The sequence below is a fragment of the Aquaspirillum soli genome, from assembly GCF_054781915.1.
Map to the genome: position 1 here is coordinate 1 of NZ_BAAGTM010000007.1, position 18744 is coordinate 18744.

Here is an 18744-nt window from a genome sequence, read left to right on the forward strand (position 1 = left end):
GCTTCAACCGCGCCAGTGTCCACTTCGACAAACGCACCTACACCCTCAAAGGCAAGACCGTCTCGCTCTATACCCTCGATGGGCGTATCACCGTGCCGTTGCGTCTCGGCGAACACCAGCGCCGCATTCTCGAATCCGGCCAGCCGAAGGAGGCGGAGCTGGTCTTGCGCAACGGGCAATGGTTTTTCAACCTCGTCGTCGAGCAGGGCGACGTTGAACCCGTGGCATCCGGCCCTGTGATGGGTGTGGATGTCGGAGAAAACAACCTCGCTGCCCATAGCTTGGGCAAGGTCTTCGGCGGCGAGCATCTGCGCGACAAGCGCGACCGTTACCTTGCCCTGCGCCGTCGCCTTCAGTCCAACGGCAGCCAGAGCGCGAGACAAAAGCTCCGGCAGGTCTCCGGCAAAGAGGCGCGGCGTGTGAAGCACATCAACCACGAAACGAGCAAGGCCATTGTTCAGGCGGCGATCCAAACCGGTGTTGCCAAGATTACGATGGAAGACCTGACGCACATTCGCTCTCGCATCAAGGCGGGCAAACGCATGCGTGGCCGTCTGCACCGCTGGGCGTGGCGGCAGTTGCAAACCTTCGTCGAATACAAGGCCAAGGCAGCAGGCATCGCGGTCGAGTACGTCAACCCGGCCTACACCAGCCAGACCTGCTCGTGCTGTGGAGGATTGGGGAAGCGCTCGAAACATCGTTTCGAGTGCCCTCACTGTGGTCTGCGGGCGCACAGCGACTTGAATGCAAGTCGGAATCTTGCCCGGATCGGCAGCGGTGCCCCGCTGTCGAGGGCGGCTGTAAATACGCCTGATGTTGGGAGTGTCGATATGGGTAACCATGTCTGCGCTTCACAATAAAGCCTGCGACTTCAGTCGCGGGTTATTTACCTGCTTGTTGCGTTGACATCAACAAACTACGGCATGGCATTAAGATGCTGAAGGAAATTAGGGATGAATGTCGTCAGAGGGGAGGTGGCTAGAGTGAATTCGGGCTGATTTGGGCGAGGCGTGTTTGGTGGTGTTGCAACAAGCGGGCGGCATTGTTGGCTTAAGCTGCCTCATCATGATAGATGAGGCAGTATTTGCTCAGTCAATTACTGTGCCAATACCCATTTCACTAGGGTTTTAGCATCAGCTTCGCTGACGTTGTTAGCTGGCATTGGAATTTGGCCCCAAGTGCCTACGCCACCTTTGATCACTTTCTGAACCAGTTTGGCTTCAGCGTCTTTCTGACCTTTGTATTTGGCTGCCACTTCTTTGTAGCTTGGGCCCACCACTTTCTTATCCACTGCGTGACAGGACATACAGGCTTTTTGCTGTGCCAGTTGCAGATTGGCAAAAGCAGGGGCAGCAGCAAAACTTGCGCTCAGGGCAGCAGCAATCAGCATTGCTTTTTTCATTTTTGAATTCTCCATAAACAAGGAAGATCACCATCGAGCGCTAAGCTTGGCGCTTTTTGCCCGATGATGTTTTGCGTTAACGCAACGTGTTGCCATCAGGATAACACTCGCGTTAACAAATTGAACACGCTCTGTTCAATCCATGCCACTGGTAGCATTAAGATCACTTGAATCAGCAATAACAATGCCAGTGGAGACAAATCAACACCGCCAACATTCAAGCGGCGAAAAGGCTGTAGAAACGGGGCGGTAAGACGATCGAGCAACGGGGCCAGCGGATTATAAGGACTGACCCAAGACAGAATCGCTTGCACAATGACTGCCCCCATCAATAGATGCAGTGAAGCCCGAAACAGTTCCAGAATCGACAATAAAGCCACACCTAGCCAAGTGGGGGGGGCGGTGAAGTTAAAGGGATAAGGCGACAACACCAATAACACCGATGTTGAACACAGCGATACCAACAGCGCCAGTAACAACGTTGCGCTGTCATAGTGTTTGATACTGGGCACCCAACGTCGCAATGGTAAGACGGCAAAATTGGTGAGGGAAACGACAAATTGTGCCAGTGGGTGTTGAAAAGGGGCGCGCACGAGCTGTAAATAAAAGCGCAACAACACCACCAAAACAAACAAATCGCTGACCGTTTTGAACAAAAAACGCAGGGTTTCCAGCAGCATCAGTGGTTTTCCTGATTGAGTAATTGACCTAATTCTTCCGAACGGGCGCGGCAATCTGCCACACCAGCCATCAGGGCGTGTTTTACCCCTTCTTGGTCAAAGCGTAGGATGGCCCGCTCGGTCGTACCCCCTTTTGAAGTGACATTGGCACGTAGATGAGCAGGGTCTTCTCCGCTGACACGGGCGAGTTTAACCGCTCCTTCAAATGTCGCCAGTGCCAATTCGCGGGCCTCGGCTTCGACAAAGCCTTGTGCTAATGCTGCATCGCGCAGGGCCTCAATTAAATAAAACACATAAGCCGGCCCACTGCCAGAAATCGCGGTGATGGCATCCATCGCTTTTTCATCTGCAACCCATTGCGTCGAGCCAACTGCATCCATGATTTGTGTGGCGGTTGTACGGTCGCGAAGGCTTAGCGTGTCCTCGGCAAATAAACCTGAGATACCGAGGCCAACCAGTGCTGGGGTATTGGGCATGACCCGCACAATCCGCTGATGTCCTTCTAACCAACGGCTTAATGTTGCGACGCCCACACCCGCTGCAATGGATAGCACCAACGCCCCGTTTAACCGAGGGGCAATCTGTTGACAGACTTCTTTTAATTGCTGTGGCTTGACCGCCAAAATCACCACTTCTTGAGCGTCAAACTGTGTTGGTAAGGTGGCTGTGGCTGCAATGCGAAAGTGGGTAATCAATTCGGTGCACTTCGCCACATTGGGCTCAACCACCCGAATTTGGGTGTCTGCCAATTTCACCAAGCCACCGATAATGGCAGTTGCCATATTACCGCCACCGATAAATGTAATGTTCATAGAATCTCCGCGAGGAAACCCCTGACTTGAGTCAGGGGAGGAATTGCGCTATCGTCAGTACGTCGCCCGTATCCCTCTCGTGGCATGGCGGCAAAGCCGAATAACGGGGGATTGCACAAACTGCCGTTTGTGCAACCGGCCTTGTAAATGTCCGGAATGTGGCGGGTTTTCCTGACCATAAAGCTTCTGTCTTTAGACGGGAGTTGATTTACTGCAAATTATCCTTCCCGTTGAGACGATGGCCGTGCACCAAACAAGGCGCTGCCCACTCTCACCATGGTCGAGCCATGTGCTACGGCCAGTTCGATATCGGCAGACATCCCCATCGAAAGGGTGTCGAATGTTAGACCTTGTTGCTGCAATTCTACAAATAACTGTTGTAAACAGTGAAACTGTGCCGCCAATGCCGATTCATCTGTTGTGGCTTCTGGAATGCACATCAAACCGCGTAAGCGCAGCTTGGGTAGGGCGGCGATGGCCTGTGCTAATGCCAATGTTTGTGCTGGATCGACGCCGCTTTTCGATGCTTCACCACTGACGTTGACCTGAAGACAGACGTTTAACGGTGGTAATACCGCTGGACGTTGTTCGGACAAGCGTTGGGCGATTTTTAGCCGATCGACAGAATGAATCCAACTGGCCAACTCTGCTACATGGCGGGTTTTATTACTCTGTAATGGGCCAATAAAATGCCATTCTATCGCCAAATCGGCGAGCGCTTGCTGTTTGTCCAGCCACTCTTGCACATAGTTTTCACCAAAGGCGGTTTGGCCAGCGGCAAAAGCCTGCCGTAATCGATCTGCGCTCACAGTTTTGCTAACTGCCAGCAATCGCACACTGTGGGCAGGGCGCTGGGCTGCTTGTTCTGCTTGGCGTAGACGGTGTTGGATGGTGTGTAACGAAAGGGTGAGGTTTTCTGTCATCATCAATTTCTGTTAAATATGCCTGTTGCGATAAGGGAGGCGCTGTCGTGTTGTTATCTGAATTGTTGGCATTTGCCTATCAACACAAGGCATCGGATATCCATTTAGTCAGTGGTTCGGTACCGATTTTACGGATTGGCGGGGTATTACATCCCCTCGATATGCCGATAGTGACGGCAGAAGCATTATTGACCATTCTAAACCGAGAGCCTGCTATTGCGCCCTATCTCAGCGCGTTAGGCGAACACGAACAGGATTTCGCCCTCTCTTTTCCTGAGCTGGGTCGCGTGCGCTTTAATATTTTTTTACAACAGCATGGCGTATCCTGTGCCATGCGGCTTTTGCCTAAACAACTCCCGACTTTGGCCGATTTGGGGGTGCCTGATGCGTTATTGGCCTGTTGTGTACGACAACAAGGCTTGATTTTAGTCACTGGGGCGACCGGATCGGGGAAATCCACCACGTTGGCCGCTTTGGTGCAATACATCAACCACACGCAACCTCGGCATATTGTGACGTTAGAAGATCCGATTGAATGGATACACAGTGCGAAATATGCCCTGATTCAACAGCGAGAGATTGGCAGACATAGCCCCTCTTTTGCACACGCTTTGCGTGCTGCTTTACGACAAGATCCCGATGTTTTGTTAATCGGGGAATTGCGTGATCTAGAAGTCATGCGATTGGCACTCACGGCAGCAGAAACCGGACATTTGGTGTTGGCAACATTGCATACCGGCTCAGCCGTCAGTGCAGTAGATCGCCTGCTTGATAGTTTTCCTGCTGCTGAACGCGACATGGCGGCGGCGATATTGGCCGATACCTTATTAGCGGTGGTAGCACAAACCTTATTGCCAACGGTGGTAGAAGGCCAACGTCGCGCTGTGTTTGAATTATTGCTATCTACCCCCGCTGTCAAAAACTTAATTCGGGAACGCAATAGTGCGCAATTGCTCTCGGTCTTACAAACAGGACAAGCCCAAGGTATGCAAACCCTGATGCAAGATACGCAACGACTTTATGATGCAGGTGTGATTGAGCGCACCGCATGGCTTTCGGTAAAAAACAGGTTATGAAAAATGATTATTGGGAGCGGTGTTCCGCTTGGTGGTTAGGTAGCCGAGATAAACCGTTTGAATATACCCATCACGCCCTGCTACTGGTCGGTATCGGTTTGCATCTGGTTGCCGCGGTGTTCAATTTGGCTTTGGAAACAGCCGAGGCCAACTATGCGATATCAATGTTGTTGTTGGTGCCCCTGTATCTATTTTTTTGGTATCAGTCCCGTTGGTGCGGCCGTTTTCAGATCATGGCGGTGGCGTTTAATTTTCTATTTGTGTTGTTCAATCTACCCCTGAATTGGTTTTTTAACGGTGGTTCCGCTGGCCCGACGCTGATGTTTTATTTGATCGGTTTGGTTTATATCACGGTGGTACTGCGTAGCTTGGGACGGGTACAACGGGCGTTACAGCTATTATTTTTATTGGTACCTGTGCTGTTGTTATTGGTCGAACAGCAATACCCGACATGGGTGTATCCCTATCCGAATGAACAAGTGCGGCAGTGGGATTTGGTGTTTAGCTATTTTGTCACGGCGGTGTGCGTGCTGATTTTGGTGAATAACTATGGCCGACGTTATCAGCTCGAACGTGACCGTGCCACCGCGCTGGCTGAACAGCTCCGGCTGTTAGCGGAACGCGATACTTTAACTGGTTTGTTTAATCGCCGCGCTATGGAACAATCTTATCAAGCTTGGCAAGGCCAGCCCTTTTGTGTGGCTTTGATGGATTTAGACCATTTTAAGCGGCTAAACGACACGTTTGGTCATGCTTATGGCGATGAGGTCTTAAAACGCTTTGCTGAGTTGGCGCAGAAAGTCGCGACTCCGCTGCAAGCCGTGGCCGGACGACACGGCGGTGAAGAATTTGTGTTGTTGGTGCCGGGGGACCTTGCTGTTGCCGAGCAATGTTTAATTCAATTGCGACAACAGCTGTATGCGATTGATTTGCTACACGGTGTTGTCACCTTCAGTGGTGGGATTGTGTCCGTACAGGAAGGCGAGTCATTAGACCACGCGCTACACCGCGCTGATTTGTTGTTGTATGCGGCAAAAGAACAAGGCCGTGATCGGGTGTTGATAGAAACGCTCTCCCCTCACACGGCCCCACGGCAAGAAGAATCGGAAGCCTCGATGGTGTAACTTACACCGTTTCTGGCAAACGGAAACGGGCCAATTGCTGGCGCAAGGTGCTCACACTGTCGTTTAACGATTGTGCTGCCGAAGCGGATTGTGTGGCTGCAGCGCTGTTTTGTTCAGAAACCGCGGCTAATGATTCAACATTGCTGCCAATATGGCGACTGGTCGCCGACTGAGTTTGTAATGCTTCGGTCAAGGCATTTAATTCGCGTCGTGCTACAACTGCACCATCGCGCAATTCGCTTAAGGGTTTTACCAAACCGCTAATTAGCGATACCCCAAAACTGACCAACTTTTCACCCTGCAATAAATTATCTGCTGCACGTCGGGTTTGTTCCTGTACCCAAGCGATGGTTTGGCTAATGTCAGTGGTGGCAATGCGAGTTTTCTCTGCCAGTTGCCGAACCTCATCCGCTACCACAGCAAACCCTCGCCCCTGTTCTCCTGCTCGTGCAGCTTCAATCGAAGCATTTAAAGCCAATAAATTGGTTTGTTCCGCTACTGCAGCAATGGTTTGCACAATGCGGCTGATTTCATCGGTACGTGCTGCCAAGTGTGAGACATCCTCAGCTGAACTTTGAATCGCTTGCACCATGTTTTGGATTTCTTGTGCGGCTTGTACGATGACTTTATCGCTGCTGCTGGCTAATTGCTGTGCCGATTCTGAGGCCTGTAGGGCTTGATTAGCGTTACCGGCAATTTGGGCAATACTTGTGAGCATTTCTTCGACAGATGCAGCAATGCTGGCTGATGACTCGCTTTGCACTTCGGTGGCAGAGGCAATTTGTTGTGAGGCGGTGGCCACTTCTTCTGCCACTCGATTGACGCTATCCCCTTCTTTCACGATCACCGCAAAGCTATGGCTGATGGTATCCAGTAGGTGGTTAAATGCTTGTGCAGTACGGGCAATTTCGTCTTGGCCTTTGATTTGACAACGCCGCGTTAAATCAAGGTCTTGGCTGCTGTTTTCCGCCGTGGTGCGCATTGCATTCAGCGGGCGCAGAATGGTACGGATAATCCATTGCGCCAAAAGAATAAACCCCGCTGTGGCCAATAAACCAAACCACAGAATAGCCTGACTGTTTTGTTGCAGGGTGTCGACCAATGCCGCTTCATTTTCATTGGCGATACGGTTGGTCATCTCTAATAGGGTTTCTAACTCACGTTCTAGCTGCTGCATCAACGGTGCCATCTCAGCCAACCCTGCCCGATATTGGTCGAGTACCGACGCGGTGACTTCCGGCACCGCTAAGAGCTGGTCAAGTTGTTGTGATCGCTGTTGCCATTGTTGCCAGAGTGGTTCAATTTTGGCCCATTGCGCCCGTGTTTTTTCTCCACGTGCTAAAGCCAAGTAACGGGTTTTACTCTGCTCAAGGTTTTGCCACAGTTGTTGTGTGAGTTGTCGGGTATGTTTCACCCGCTCAGGTTCCGGAATAAAGCCATCGGTTAACAGTTGATATTGTGCCAACTCAATCGCCAAGCGCTGTTTATTTAAATTTGCCACACCTTGCACTGCTGGCAGGTGTAAATCCACCACCAGTTTCATGCCTTCTGTGCTGAGCCGCATACCGGATAGGCCCAACAAACCCACTAAACCCATGGCGCCTATTGCTAACAGTGCAAGGGCAAATAGGCGTAAGCGCACACTCATCCCTGTGCTCCCTCGTGATGTAATTGTTCGGTTTGTGTTGGAGACCAGTTTTCTTCGATGTTTTCTAAGAGCTCACTGAGGGCCGATTCGCATTGTTTTAGGCGTTGGCAGGCGGCGTTTAACTCATGGCAGATCGCATTGGCAATCGAGGAGGATTGAGGGGAGAACATCATGGTTTTCCTTCAATGTCTGGCCAAAGATGTCAAGCAATTTACGGTTTGATGTTTACAGGAATAATCATGTTTTATGCATTTTTTGTTGCGATGCAACTATAGGATCATCGGCCAGCAAAATCGTTATAACCAAAATATATTTTTTGTATTGCAAAATAATATTTCAAGTAATAAAGAGGCACAGGTATAGTCGCGTTCATTGTGAATCACTCAGGATGCCAGACCATGAAAGCCTTTATCAGCAAAACCGTGTTAGCGCTTAGCCTTGCTTTATCGGGAACGGCGTTTGCCAATACCTCGATTCTGAATGTCAGCTACGACGTTATGCGAGATTTTTATAAAGACCTCAATCCAGCATTCCAAAAGTCTTACAAGGCCCAGACCGGACAAGATATTGCTGTGCAACAGTCACACGGTGGTTCCAGTAAACAGGCCATGAGTGTGGTGAGTGGATTAGAAGCCGACGTCATCACCATGAACCAAGCACCGGATATTGACTTATTGGCTGAGCGTGGCGCTTTGGTGCCAAAAAACTGGCAGCAACGCCTGCCTGACAATGCAGCGCCCTTTACGTCAACCATGATCTTCTTGGTTCGCAAGGGCAATCCAAAACAAATCAAAGATTGGAACGACCTGACTAAACCAGGCGTGGCAGTGATTATTCCGAATCCAAAAATCACGGGTAATGGTCGCTACACCTATTTGGCAGCATGGGGTCAGGCACAAAAAGCCGGTGGTGAAGCCAAGGCCCGTCAGTATGTGGAGTCGTTATTCAAAAACGTGCCGGTGTTAGATGCTGGGGGGCGTGCTGCAACCACCACCTTTATGCAACGCAATATCGGTGATGTCTTAGTGACATTTGAAAATGAAGCCGAAATGGTGGCGCGTGAGTTTGGACGTGGCAGTTTTGATGTAATTTATCCGACGGTATCAATTCTGGCCGAAAGTCCGGTCAGCGTGGTTGACAAAGTGGTGGATAAAAAAGGCACTCGTAAAGTGGCTGAGGATTATTTGAAATTCCTGTGGTCACCAGAAGGACAAGAAATTGCTGCACAAAACTATCTGCGTCCACGCAATGCACAAGTGTTAGCAAAGTACAGCAAACAGTTCCCAACGATTAAAACCTTTACCGTGGAAGAAACCTTCGGTTCGTGGAAAAAAGCGATGGATACCCACTTCAAAGACGGTGGTGTGTTCGATCAAATCTACGCCAAGCGTTAATCGTGTCGGGCTGCCCATCCAATCCGTGATAGGCAGCCTGCTCCAACGAGGTTTTGCTTAAAGCAGCGTTCAGATGAATTTATTCAATAAAAAACACAGCGTTTTACCCGGCTTTGGTTTGGGCTTGGGTTATACCCTGTTTTGGTTGTGCTTAATTGTGTTGTTGCCGCTGTTGGCTTTGGTGCTGAAAAGCAGCGAGCTAGGCTGGCAGGGATTTTGGGAAACGGTTTCGACTGATCGTGTCATTGCTTCGTTGAAACTGTCCTTTGGTGCGTCGTTAGTGGCAGCGTTAATCAATGCCTTTTTTGGTTTTTTGGTCGCGTGGGTGTTGGTGCGTTATTCCTTCCCCGGCAAGCGCTTTGTTGATGCATTGGTAGATTTGCCCTTTGCCTTGCCCACTGCGGTGGCGGGGATTGCCTTGACCACACTGTATGCGCCAAACGGTTGGTTTGGTCAGTATTTAGAGCCTTTAGGGATTAAAGTCGCTTTTACCCCGATTGGGATTATGGTGGCACTGACCTTTATTGGCTTGCCGTTTGTGGTGCGGACAGTGCAGCCGGTATTGCAGGATTTAGAAGCAGAATTAGAAGAAGCGGCGACCTGTCTTGGTGCCAATCGGTGGCAAATTTTTCAGCGGGTGATTTTTCCTGCCACGCTGCCGGCGTTGCTCACTGGCTTTACCTTGGCCCTAGCACGCGCAACTGGTGAATTTGGTTCGGTGATCTTTATCGCTGGCAATATCCCGATGGTGTCAGAAATTACCCCCTTGCTGATTATTGGTAAGTTGGAGCAATACGACTACCTCGGTGCCACAGCGATTGCGGTCGTGATGTTGATGATTTCGTTTGTGATGCTGTTACTCATCAATGGCATCCAGTGGTGGGCAGGACGTCGCCACGGTATTCGTTAAGGAAAAAAGCGATGGCACTGGCAACCAATCAAACCGAGCGCACTGCCGCGACAACTGAATCTGTTGTGGTGCGCTATGTGCTAACTGGTTTTGCATTAGTTTTTCTGACTTTATTTTTATTTGTGCCGCTGGTTTCTGTGTTTTGGGAAGCCTTGGCCAAAGGCTGGGATTTATACCTCGCAGCCCTAACCGATCCTGAAGCCGTCAATGCCATTAAGCTGACATTGATTACTGCCTTAATCGCAGTGCCGCTGAATTTGGTCTTTGGTGTTGCCGCCGCGTGGGCAATTGCTCGTTTTGAGTTCCGTGGTAAGGCGCTGCTGACAACTTTAATCGATTTGCCCTTCTCGATCTCGCCGGTGGTGGCTGGCTTGATTTATGTGTTGCTGTTTGGGGCGCAAGGCTGGTTAGGCCCGTGGCTTGCTGAGCATGATATTAAAATTATCTTTGCCATCCCCGGCATTGTATTGGCTACTGTGTTTGTGACTTTCCCCTTTGTTGCGCGTGAGCTAATTCCTCTGATGCAGGCACAAGGGGCCGACGAGGAACAAGCCGCTTTGGTCTTAGGGGCCTCTGGCTGGCAGACCTTTTGGCGTGTGACACTGCCAAATATCAAGTGGGGTCTGTTATATGGCGTGATTTTATGTAATGCCCGTGCAATGGGTGAGTTTGGCGCAGTGAGTGTGGTCTCGGGACATATTCGTGGCCAGACCAATACCGTTCCCCTGCATGTCGAAATTCTTTACAACGAATATAACTTCATCGGTGCTTTTGCCTGTGCTTCGTTATTGGCTGGCTTGGCTTTGGTGACATTGGCGCTCAAAACCTTTGTGGAATGGCGCGCGACCCAACAACATAAAGGCGATGCCGTGCCATTAGAAGCCCGCGCTCGCTTGGCAAGTGCACATTAAGTGTGATGGCCTGACGACGAATTAAGGATGGTTTTGTCATGAGTATCGATATCCGTAATGTACGTAAGACCTTTGGCGATTTTATTGCCCTAGAAAATATCAATCTCGACATTGCTTCGGGTGAATTATTGGCGTTGCTGGGGCCCTCTGGCTGTGGCAAAACCACTTTATTGCGCATTATTGCTGGCTTAGAAACCCCCGATTCCGGTCAAATTCTGTTTCATGGTGAAGATGCTACCGATCGCCACGTGTCAGAACGCCAAGTGGGTTTTGTCTTTCAACACTATGCGCTGTTCCGCCATATGACCGTATTTGATAATGTGGCGTTTGGTTTAAGTGTCCGTCCGCGTCGTTCGCGTCCTTCCAAAGAAGAAATCCGCGAACGGGTGATGAAGTTATTGAAATTGGTGCAATTAGATTGGCTGGCAGACGCTTATCCTGCACAGTTGTCGGGTGGACAGCGGCAGCGGATTGCTTTGGCGCGGTCGTTGGCCGTCGAACCTCGGGTGTTGTTGTTAGATGAACCGTTTGGTGCATTAGATGCCAAGGTGCGTAAAGATTTGCGCCGGTGGTTACGCCGGTTGCACGATGAAATGCACATTACCAGCGTGTTTGTTACCCATGATCAGGAAGAAGCATTAGAAGTATCGGATCGTGTGGTGGTGATGAATCATGGCCGGATTGAACAAGCCGGTCGACCAGATGAAATCTACGAAACCCCTGCTACGCCTTTTGTGACGCAATTCTTAGGGGATGTGAATTTATTCCACGGTCGGGTCGATGCTGGGCAAGTTGCAATTGGCGACTATGCACACCCGATTGCTGACCCATCAGCCACGGATGGGGCGGCGAAAGTGTATGTGCGGCCGCATGATATCGAGTTATCGCGTGAACCCGGGGCGGCCTTGGCTTCTGGCACCATTGAGCATATCCACGCCGTAGGGCCGATTGTCCGTGTTGAATTAAAACGTGATGACAGCGATGCCTATATCGATGCTGCCCTGACCAAGGAACAATATCAATCGCTGCGTTTGATGTTAGGCGATCAGGTCTATATTCGCCCCCGTAAAGTGGCGGTGTTTGTTGATGAAGGGGCTCACATCTAAACTGGTTCACAGCAAAAATGTAAAAACGGCGACCGCAACAGTCGCCGTTTTTACGTTTTTGCATCAAGGATTTGAGTTGTTGAGTCTGTGGTAAACGCGATGCAGGTGCCGTAACAAGGCCCAAACACAAGGCAATGTTGGCTGTGCGCCGTAAAATCAATCTAGGACAAAAAATCGTTATCGCTGCATTGTCGCAGGTTGATAGGCAAAAACGGCATAGAATACACTGCACTGCCCGAGCCAATTTCTAGTTTTATCAAATAGAAAAAAGGCTTTTCTATGTCTTTATTATTTATTGCCCTCACTCAACGATGACGCCAACTTCCGCCCCCAAGCCAGAACAACATACCCCGATGATGCAGCAATACCTGCGTTTGAAAGCCGACCATCCGGATAAATTGTTGTTTTATCGGATGGGGGATTTTTATGAAGTTTTTTATGATGATGCCGAGCGGGCTGCACGGTTATTAGACATTACCCTAACCTGTCGTGGTCAATCGGCAGGTCAGCCGGTGCCGATGGCGGGCGTACCCTTTCATGCTTTAGAACAGTATTTGGCCAAGTTGGTCAAATTGGGCGAATCGGTGGCGATTTGTGAGCAAATCGGCGATCCAGCGACCAGCAAAGGGCCGGTTGAACGTAAGGTCATGCGCGTGGTGACACCGGGGACGTTAACTGATGCAGCTTTATTGGATGACAAGCAAGACAGTTTGATTGTGGCAATTCATCTGTTGCGCGGTAAATTGGGTTTGGCGTGGATGAATCTGGCCAGCGGCAGTTTTCGTGTTTTAGAAACGGATAGCCAACATTTAGCCGCTGAGTTGGAGCGATTGCGGCCGGCAGAGTTATTGTTGGCAGAAGATTTCACACCGGCTGTTCTACAACAATGGCGACAGCCTATTAAGCGCATTGCACCGTGGCAATTTGATCTTGACAGCGCGTTAGCGGCTTTAACCCAGCATTTTGCAACACAAGATCTCAGTGGCTTTGGTGCACAGCATTTAACCGCTGCCCTCGGCGCGGCAGGGGCGTTATTTCACTATGTTAAACAAACCCAAAACGGTGCCCTGCCACATATCGACTCTTTAACCGTGGAATCGGTCTCCGCTTATATTCAAATGGACGCCGCCACCCGCCGTAATTTAGAACTTACCGAAACCTTGCGCGGAGAGCGTGCACCCACGCTGTTTTCAGTATTAGACCAATGTGCAACGGGGATGGGCAGCCGTTTATTGCGCTATTGGCTGCATCATCCGCTGCGTGACCATGATCACCTGCGGCAACGACAACAGGCGGTTGCTGAGTTAATGCCCTTGTCGGCGCAAGTGGCTGAAGGATTGCAAGGCATTGCAGATATCGAGCGCATTACCGCTCGTATTGCTTTACGCAGTGCGCGCCCGCGTGATCTCGCCAGTTTGCGCCACAGCCTACAGCGACTGCCTGCGTTAGCCACATCTTTAGCGACAGTGGCCAGTCCATTATTGCAACATTGCCGACTACAACTGCCGACAGTTGACTGTCCGGTTGCTACGTTATTGACCTGTGCCATCTTGCCAGAACCGGCCGCGTTGGTGCGCGAAGGGGGCGTGATTGCAGAAGGCTACGCGGCGGAGTTAGATGAACTACGCAATATCGAGCACCACGGTGGCGAATTTCTCGCTGAACTCGAAGAACGAGAACGTAGCCGCACCGGCATTTCCACTCTCAAAGTGGAATACAACCGTGTGCATGGTTTTTATATTGAAGTCAGTCGGGCCCAAGCAGATAAAGTACCGGCGGAATATCGTCGCCGCCAGACCCTGAAAAATGCTGAGCGTTATATCACGCCCGAGCTTAAAGCCTTCGAGGACAAAGCCCTTTCTGCTCGTGATCGCGCATTGGCCTTGGAAAAACAGCTGTATGAACAGCTACTCGACCAATTGATAACACACCTTGAATCGCTCAAGGCGCTAGCCCAAGCTGTGGCGGCACTGGATGTATTGAACACCCTCGCACAACTGGCACAGCAACAGCATTATGTTTGCCCTGAGTTTGTCCCCTATGCTTGCCTTGCCCTGCGCGCAGGGCGGCATCCCGTGGTAGAGGCACAAGTCTCACAATTTGTCCCGAATGACTGTGACTTACATGCAGGCCGCAAACTGTTGTTAGTCACTGGCCCTAATATGGGAGGGAAATCAACGTATATGCGGCAAGTGGCCTTGATTGTGTTATTGGCCCATATCGGCAGCTTTGTCCCTGCCGAGGCAGCCGTGATTGGCCGTGTTGAGCGGATTTTTACGCGGATTGGGGCATCGGATGATCTTGCCGGTGGTCGTTCCACTTTTATGGTCGAGATGACAGAAACCGCCAACATTCTCCACAATGCCGATGAGTGGAGCTTGGTGTTAATGGATGAGGTGGGACGTGGTACATCAACCTTTGATGGCTTGGCATTGGCGTGGGCGATTGCTCGCGCTTTGATTGAACATAATCGCGCTTATACCTTATTTGCCACCCATTATTTTGAATTGACGCGCTTGGCGGCAGCGTATCCGATGGTGGCAAATGTCCATTTAGCGGCGTTAGAACACAAAGACAAAATCGTCTTTTTGCATCATGTAAAAGAAGGCCCCGCCAGTCGCAGCTATGGCTTGCAAGTGGCCAGTTTGGCCGGTGTGCCTGCCAGCGTGATTCGACAGGCACGGCGGAAACTGGCTGAACTAGAAAGCCAGACTGTGCCAGCGGCCACTGACGATTTATTCACGGCCCCCCCGCCTCCGAGCCTACCTGTGATCGAACCCCATCCGGTTGTTGCGCAACTGCGCCAACTTGACCCCAATGAACTGACGCCACGCGCTGCAATGGACTTGTTATATCAACTGGTACAAGCTGCACACACTCAACAAGGGGACATTCAAGATGTATGACAATATCGCGGCGCCGCTATCGGTGTTGATTGTCGAAGACGATCCCCATGTGCTATTGGGTTGTCAGCAAGCGTTAGCATTGGAGGATATTCCCAGTGAAGGCGTGACCACAGCAGAAGCGGCATTAGCCAAAATCGCAGAGGATTTTGCTGGGATTGTGATTAGCGATATTCGCCTACCGGGGATGGATGGTCTTGGCCTGCTGTCGGCACTTAAACAGAAAGATGCTACTTTGCCGGTGGTGTTAATCACGGGTCATGGTGATATCTCAATGGCGGTGCGGGCAATGCGCGAAGGGGCATACGACTTTATGGAAAAGCCGTTTTCCCCTGAACGCTTGGTTGAAGTCAGTCGCCGTGCGCTCGAACAGCGCAGCTTGGCACGCGAAGTGTCGTCGTTACGGCGGCAGTTGGCTGGCCGGCAAGCGCTGGAAGCCCGCATTATTGGCCGTTCGGCTGCCATGCATCGGTTGCGCGAATTGATTAGCAATGTGGCGGATACTTCGGCCAATGTGCTCATTGAAGGTGAAACCGGTACCGGCAAAGAATTGGTTGCCCGTTGTTTGCACGATTTTAGCCGCCGTCAACAACGTGCATTTGTCGCGCTCAACTGTGGTGGATTGCCGGAAAATTTGTTTGAAAGCGAAATTTTCGGTCACGAAGCCCATGCGTTTACTGGTGCGGGTAAACGGCGAATCGGCAAAATTGAACATGCCCATCAGGGAACCTTGTTTCTTGATGAGGTAGAAAGTATGCCGATCAGTTTGCAGATTAAACTGTTGCGGGTGTTACAAGAACACAGTGTGGAACGGTTAGGCAGTAATCAACCGATTGCGGTCGATTGTCGGGTGATTGCTGCGACTAAGGCAGATTTGGCAGAACAAGGGCGCGAGGGCCGTTTTCGCAGCGATTTGTACTATCGCTTAAATGTGGTGACCTTAGAGCTGCCTCCATTGCGCGAGCGTCGCGAAGACATTCCACTGTTATTTGAGCATTTTTTACAGCAATCTTCGCTGCGCTTCGACCGACCTGTTCCCACGCTCGACCGCAGCACGGTATCCAGCTTGATGGCACATGATTGGCCGGGGAATGTACGCGAATTGCGAAATGTGGCTGAGCGTTTTGCCTTGGGTTTGCCCATTTTTAAGAAGAGCGTGCCCGATGGCTCGGGTCCTTCGTTTGCTGAGGCAGTCGAGGCGTTTGAGCGCACTTTGTTAAAAGAGGCTTTAGAACGGCATAACGGAAATCTTAGCCAAACCAGTGTTGCGCTAGGGATGGCTAAGACCACTTTATTCGACAAAGTGAAAAAATACGGCTTGGGCAACCAAGCCTAGCTATTCACGATGGTAGGGGTGATTATTCAGAATCGAAACGGCGCGATACAGCTGTTCAGCTAACAACACCCGCACCATGCCATGAGGCAAAGTCAGGGCAGACAACTGCAACAAAACATCCGCCCGCGCTTTCAAATCAGGATGTAAGCCGTCGGCACCACCGATCACAAAGGTGACATCGTCCCCCTCTTGTTGCCAGCGTGCGAGTGCTTGTGACAGCTGTTTACTGGTCCACTGATGACCGCGTTCATCCAATACCACCAGCTTGTTGCGGGCAGGTAGGGCGGCGCAAAGCCGCGCATGTTCTGCCGCAATGCCTTTTTCTGCGGTGACACCGCCACCGCGTTTTTCTGGCTTGATTTCTTGCAGTTGCAATGCCACATCACGCGGCAGCCGCTTGGCGTAATCTTGATAGGCTTCGTCTACCCAACGCGGCATTTTGCTACCCACAGCTAATAGGGTAATTCTCACCGATTACGCGCCGTTTAGACTGCCTGCCACGGCTTACCACCGGCGGGATTGAACACCGGTTTTTGACCGCCCCATAAGGCTTCTAAGTCGTAGTAATCGCGTACTGCAGGCAACATCACATGCACCACCACTTCACCTGCATCGACCAATACCCACTCGCCGTACTCTTCGCCTTCAGTACCCACCAGATCGACACCGGCTTCTTTCAATTTGGCTTCAACGCTACGGGCAAGGGCTTTAACTTGGCGGTTGGAATCACCAGTCGCCACTACCAAACGTTGGAACAACGAGGTCAGTTCGCTGGTATCGAGATTAACAATTTCTTTGCCTTTGATGTCTTCAAGGGCTTCAACGGCCAATGCCGCAATTTCTTCTGTGTTCATTGAGTCTTTTTGCAATGCAGATAAGTCATTAAGGGCTCACGCACAGCGGGGGGTAATAAGGCACTGACATCCTCGTTGGCCTGTAATTTGGCACGAATCTGGGTGGCTGATACATCTAACGGTGCGAGAGACAAGGTGCGGATTGTACCTGCCGCGCTTTGTTTTGCAAAATCATCGGCTTGTCGAGTTTGCCAGAAATGTTGCACCTCGGGGGCTAAATCTGCCATCGCAAAGCCCGGTCGTGTAGCAACAACCAGATGGGCTAAGGCAAACAACTGTCGCCACTCGCACCAAGTATGCAGCTGCAATAACGAATCGCCACCAATCAACAGATAAAGTGGCCGTGTTGGGCCAATTTGTTGGCGTATCTCGCGCAAGGTATCGACGGTATAGCAATAGCCGTGGCGACGCACTTCGCGTTCATCGGCGACTAAGCCTGTGTGATCGCGTACTGCAGCCTGTACCAAGGCCAGCCGTACCGTGGCCGGTAGATAAGGGCGCTGACGGTGGGGTGGTTCGCCAGTGGGAATCAAGCGAACCTCATGCAAGCCCAGTTCATCGCGAAAAGCACAGGCAAGCCGCAGGTGTCCAATATGAATTGGGTCGAATGTCCCACCAAATACACCAATCGCAGAAGAAGTATTCATTCCGCGAGTGTAAAACAGTCAGTTAAATCAGGTTAAGCGGAATTTGCAAATAGGCGGTGCCATTGGCTTTTGCTTTTGGTAGGTGACCACCTCGGACATTGACTTGGATCGAGGGCAGTAACAGATTTGGCACAGCCAGTTGTGCATCTCGCGCTTGGCGACGGGCAATAAAATCGGCTTCGCTGGTCTCAGCTCGTAGGTGAATGTTGTGCTGTTTTTCTTCTGTGAGCGTTGTCACGGCCTGCACTTGCTGACGCGAGGCCGGTGGATAATCGTGGCACATAAATACCCGTGTGCTATCCGGCAGCGAATAGAGCCGTTGGATTGAACGGTAGAGTGTGGCGGCATCGCCCCCCGGAAAATCACAACGTGCCGTGCCGACATCGGGCATAAACAAGGTGTCTCCGACAAATAAGGCATCCCCGATTAAATAGGCCATATCGGCTGGAGTATGGCCTGGCACGTGTAATGCTTGGCCTTGCAATAAACCTATGTCAAAGGTCTCGCCATCGGCAAAAAGATGGTCAAAACTGATGCCTTTTTCCATTTCTTCTGTAGGAATATCAAATACTTTGCCAAAATAAGATTGTACGGTTGAAATATGCTCACCAATGGCTACCGTTCCCCCCTGTTTTTGCTTCAAAATCTGTGCCCCCGACAAATGGTCGGCGTGAGCGTGGGTTTCCAAAATCCACACCAGTTCTAATTGCTGTTCACGTAAAAACGCGATGGTCAGCTCAAGTTGTTGGGTATGGGTACGACCGCTGTTGGCTTCGTAATCCAACACTGGGTCGATAACCGCCGCTTTGCCCTGTGGATGATCGTAGACAATGTGGGTGAAGGTGCTGGTTGGCTCATGGAACAGGCTGTGAACATGAACTTGATTCATAAATGGCCTCTTTGATTCATTTTTTTGAAAAGGAAACGCAATTTCTACTTGCAATCAATTTATAAAAAAATATAATGTATTTCAACCAAAAAAGCTCAATGAGCAAAAAATTATTTGAGGAAACCCATC

The 18744-nt window shown here is 50.7% G+C and carries 19 protein-coding genes; 9 read left to right on the plus strand and 10 right to left on the minus strand.

All coding sequences use genetic code 11. The features are described 5' to 3' along the window. Positions 1-860 (plus strand): RNA-guided endonuclease InsQ/TnpB family protein (locus ACYVJG_RS07915; protein ID WP_460430577.1); only part of this gene is annotated, 860 nt, incomplete at its 5' end. Between the two features lie 236 nt (positions 861-1096). On the opposite strand, the gene ACYVJG_RS07920 is transcribed toward ACYVJG_RS07915, so the two are convergent. From ACYVJG_RS07920 to ACYVJG_RS07935, 4 genes are all read right to left on the minus strand, one after another. Continuing rightward, complete coding sequence (locus ACYVJG_RS07920) at positions 1097-1402, minus strand: c-type cytochrome (protein WP_022653633.1); 306 nt, start codon at positions 1400-1402, stop codon at positions 1097-1099. Positions 1403-1497: 95 nt separating this feature from the next. After that, positions 1498-2082, minus strand: a complete 585-nt coding sequence (locus ACYVJG_RS07925) for a YggT family protein (RefSeq protein WP_460430578.1) — start codon at positions 2080-2082, stop codon at positions 1498-1500. Further along, positions 2082-2894 (minus strand): pyrroline-5-carboxylate reductase, encoded by an 813-nt coding sequence (gene proC / locus ACYVJG_RS07930; RefSeq protein WP_460430579.1) that lies wholly within the window; start codon positions 2892-2894, stop codon positions 2082-2084. Before proC ends, ACYVJG_RS07925 begins: the two co-directional genes overlap by 1 nt. 218 nt (positions 2895-3112) lie before the next feature. After that, on the minus strand, positions 3113-3817 hold the full coding sequence (locus ACYVJG_RS07935) for a YggS family pyridoxal phosphate-dependent enzyme (RefSeq protein ID WP_460430678.1): 705 nt from the start codon (positions 3815-3817) through the stop codon (positions 3113-3115). Positions 3818-3864: 47 nt separating this feature from the next. On the opposite strand from ACYVJG_RS07935, the gene ACYVJG_RS07940 reads away from it, so the two are divergent. After that, positions 3865-4893: a type IV pilus twitching motility protein PilT gene (locus tag ACYVJG_RS07940; RefSeq protein WP_460430580.1), complete on the plus strand. Its 1029-nt coding sequence runs from the start codon at positions 3865-3867 to the stop codon at positions 4891-4893. Then, positions 4866-6017 (plus strand): GGDEF domain-containing protein, encoded by a 1152-nt coding sequence (locus ACYVJG_RS07945; RefSeq protein WP_460430581.1) that lies wholly within the window; start codon positions 4866-4868, stop codon positions 6015-6017. Before ACYVJG_RS07940 ends, ACYVJG_RS07945 begins: the two co-directional genes overlap by 28 nt. 1 nt (position 6018) lies before the next feature. Here ACYVJG_RS07945 and ACYVJG_RS07950 read toward each other — a convergent pair whose 3' ends face one another. Together ACYVJG_RS07950 and ACYVJG_RS07955 are read right to left on the minus strand one after the other, a co-directional pair. Next, the gene (locus tag ACYVJG_RS07950) at positions 6019-7665 is read right to left on the minus strand and encodes a methyl-accepting chemotaxis protein (RefSeq protein ID WP_460430582.1); all 1647 of its coding nucleotides are present in this window, start codon (positions 7663-7665) and stop codon (positions 6019-6021) included. Continuing rightward, a complete protein-coding gene (locus tag ACYVJG_RS07955; protein ID WP_460430583.1) occupies positions 7662-7838 on the minus strand; it encodes a hypothetical protein in 177 nt (58 codons plus the stop codon). Before ACYVJG_RS07955 ends, ACYVJG_RS07950 begins: the two co-directional genes overlap by 4 nt. Before the next feature lie 225 nt (positions 7839-8063). Here ACYVJG_RS07955 and ACYVJG_RS07960 point away from each other — a divergent pair, with 225 nt between their 5' ends. From ACYVJG_RS07960 to aauR, 6 genes are all read left to right on the plus strand, one after another. Then, positions 8064-9059 carry a sulfate ABC transporter substrate-binding protein gene (locus ACYVJG_RS07960; RefSeq protein WP_460430584.1) on the plus strand — a complete coding sequence of 332 codons (996 nt, stop codon included), beginning with the start codon at positions 8064-8066 and terminating at the stop codon, positions 9057-9059. Between the two features lie 73 nt (positions 9060-9132). Next, positions 9133-9969: a sulfate ABC transporter permease subunit CysT gene (gene cysT, locus ACYVJG_RS07965; protein ID WP_460430585.1), complete on the plus strand. Its 837-nt coding sequence runs from the start codon at positions 9133-9135 to the stop codon at positions 9967-9969. 11 nt (positions 9970-9980) lie between these two features. Further along, entirely contained in the window at positions 9981-10880 is a 900-nt protein-coding gene (cysW, locus tag ACYVJG_RS07970; protein ID WP_022653644.1) for a sulfate ABC transporter permease subunit CysW, read from the plus strand. Between the two features lie 38 nt (positions 10881-10918). Further along, entirely contained in the window at positions 10919-11986 is a 1068-nt protein-coding gene (locus ACYVJG_RS07975; protein WP_460430586.1) for a sulfate/molybdate ABC transporter ATP-binding protein, read from the plus strand. A 311-nt stretch (positions 11987-12297) separates the two neighbouring features. Next, on the plus strand, positions 12298-14892 hold the full coding sequence (gene mutS, locus ACYVJG_RS07980) for a DNA mismatch repair protein MutS (protein WP_460430587.1): 2595 nt from the start codon (positions 12298-12300) through the stop codon (positions 14890-14892). Beyond that, positions 14885-16225, plus strand: a complete 1341-nt coding sequence (gene aauR / locus ACYVJG_RS07985) for a two-component response regulator AauR (RefSeq protein ID WP_460430588.1) — start codon at positions 14885-14887, stop codon at positions 16223-16225. The genes mutS and aauR overlap by 8 nt, the downstream gene beginning before the upstream one ends. On the opposite strand, the gene rlmH is transcribed toward aauR, so the two are convergent. From rlmH to ACYVJG_RS08005, 4 genes are read right to left on the minus strand one after another with little or no spacing between them, the layout of a single operon-like run. Next, positions 16226-16696: a 23S rRNA (pseudouridine(1915)-N(3))-methyltransferase RlmH gene (gene rlmH / locus ACYVJG_RS07990; RefSeq protein WP_460430589.1), complete on the minus strand. Its 471-nt coding sequence runs from the start codon at positions 16694-16696 to the stop codon at positions 16226-16228. It lies immediately after the preceding gene. A 14-nt stretch (positions 16697-16710) separates the two neighbouring features. Next, positions 16711-17079: a ribosome silencing factor gene (rsfS, locus tag ACYVJG_RS07995; protein WP_460430590.1), complete on the minus strand. Its 369-nt coding sequence runs from the start codon at positions 17077-17079 to the stop codon at positions 16711-16713. After that, a complete protein-coding gene (nadD, locus tag ACYVJG_RS08000) occupies positions 17076-17726 on the minus strand; it encodes a nicotinate-nucleotide adenylyltransferase (protein ID WP_460430591.1) in 651 nt (216 codons plus the stop codon). The genes rsfS and nadD overlap by 4 nt, the downstream gene beginning before the upstream one ends. Positions 17727-17748: 22 nt before the next feature. Beyond that, positions 17749-18615, minus strand: coding sequence for an MBL fold metallo-hydrolase (locus ACYVJG_RS08005; protein ID WP_460430592.1), 867 nt, complete (start codon positions 18613-18615; stop codon positions 17749-17751). Positions 18616-18744: the final 129 nt, after the last annotated feature.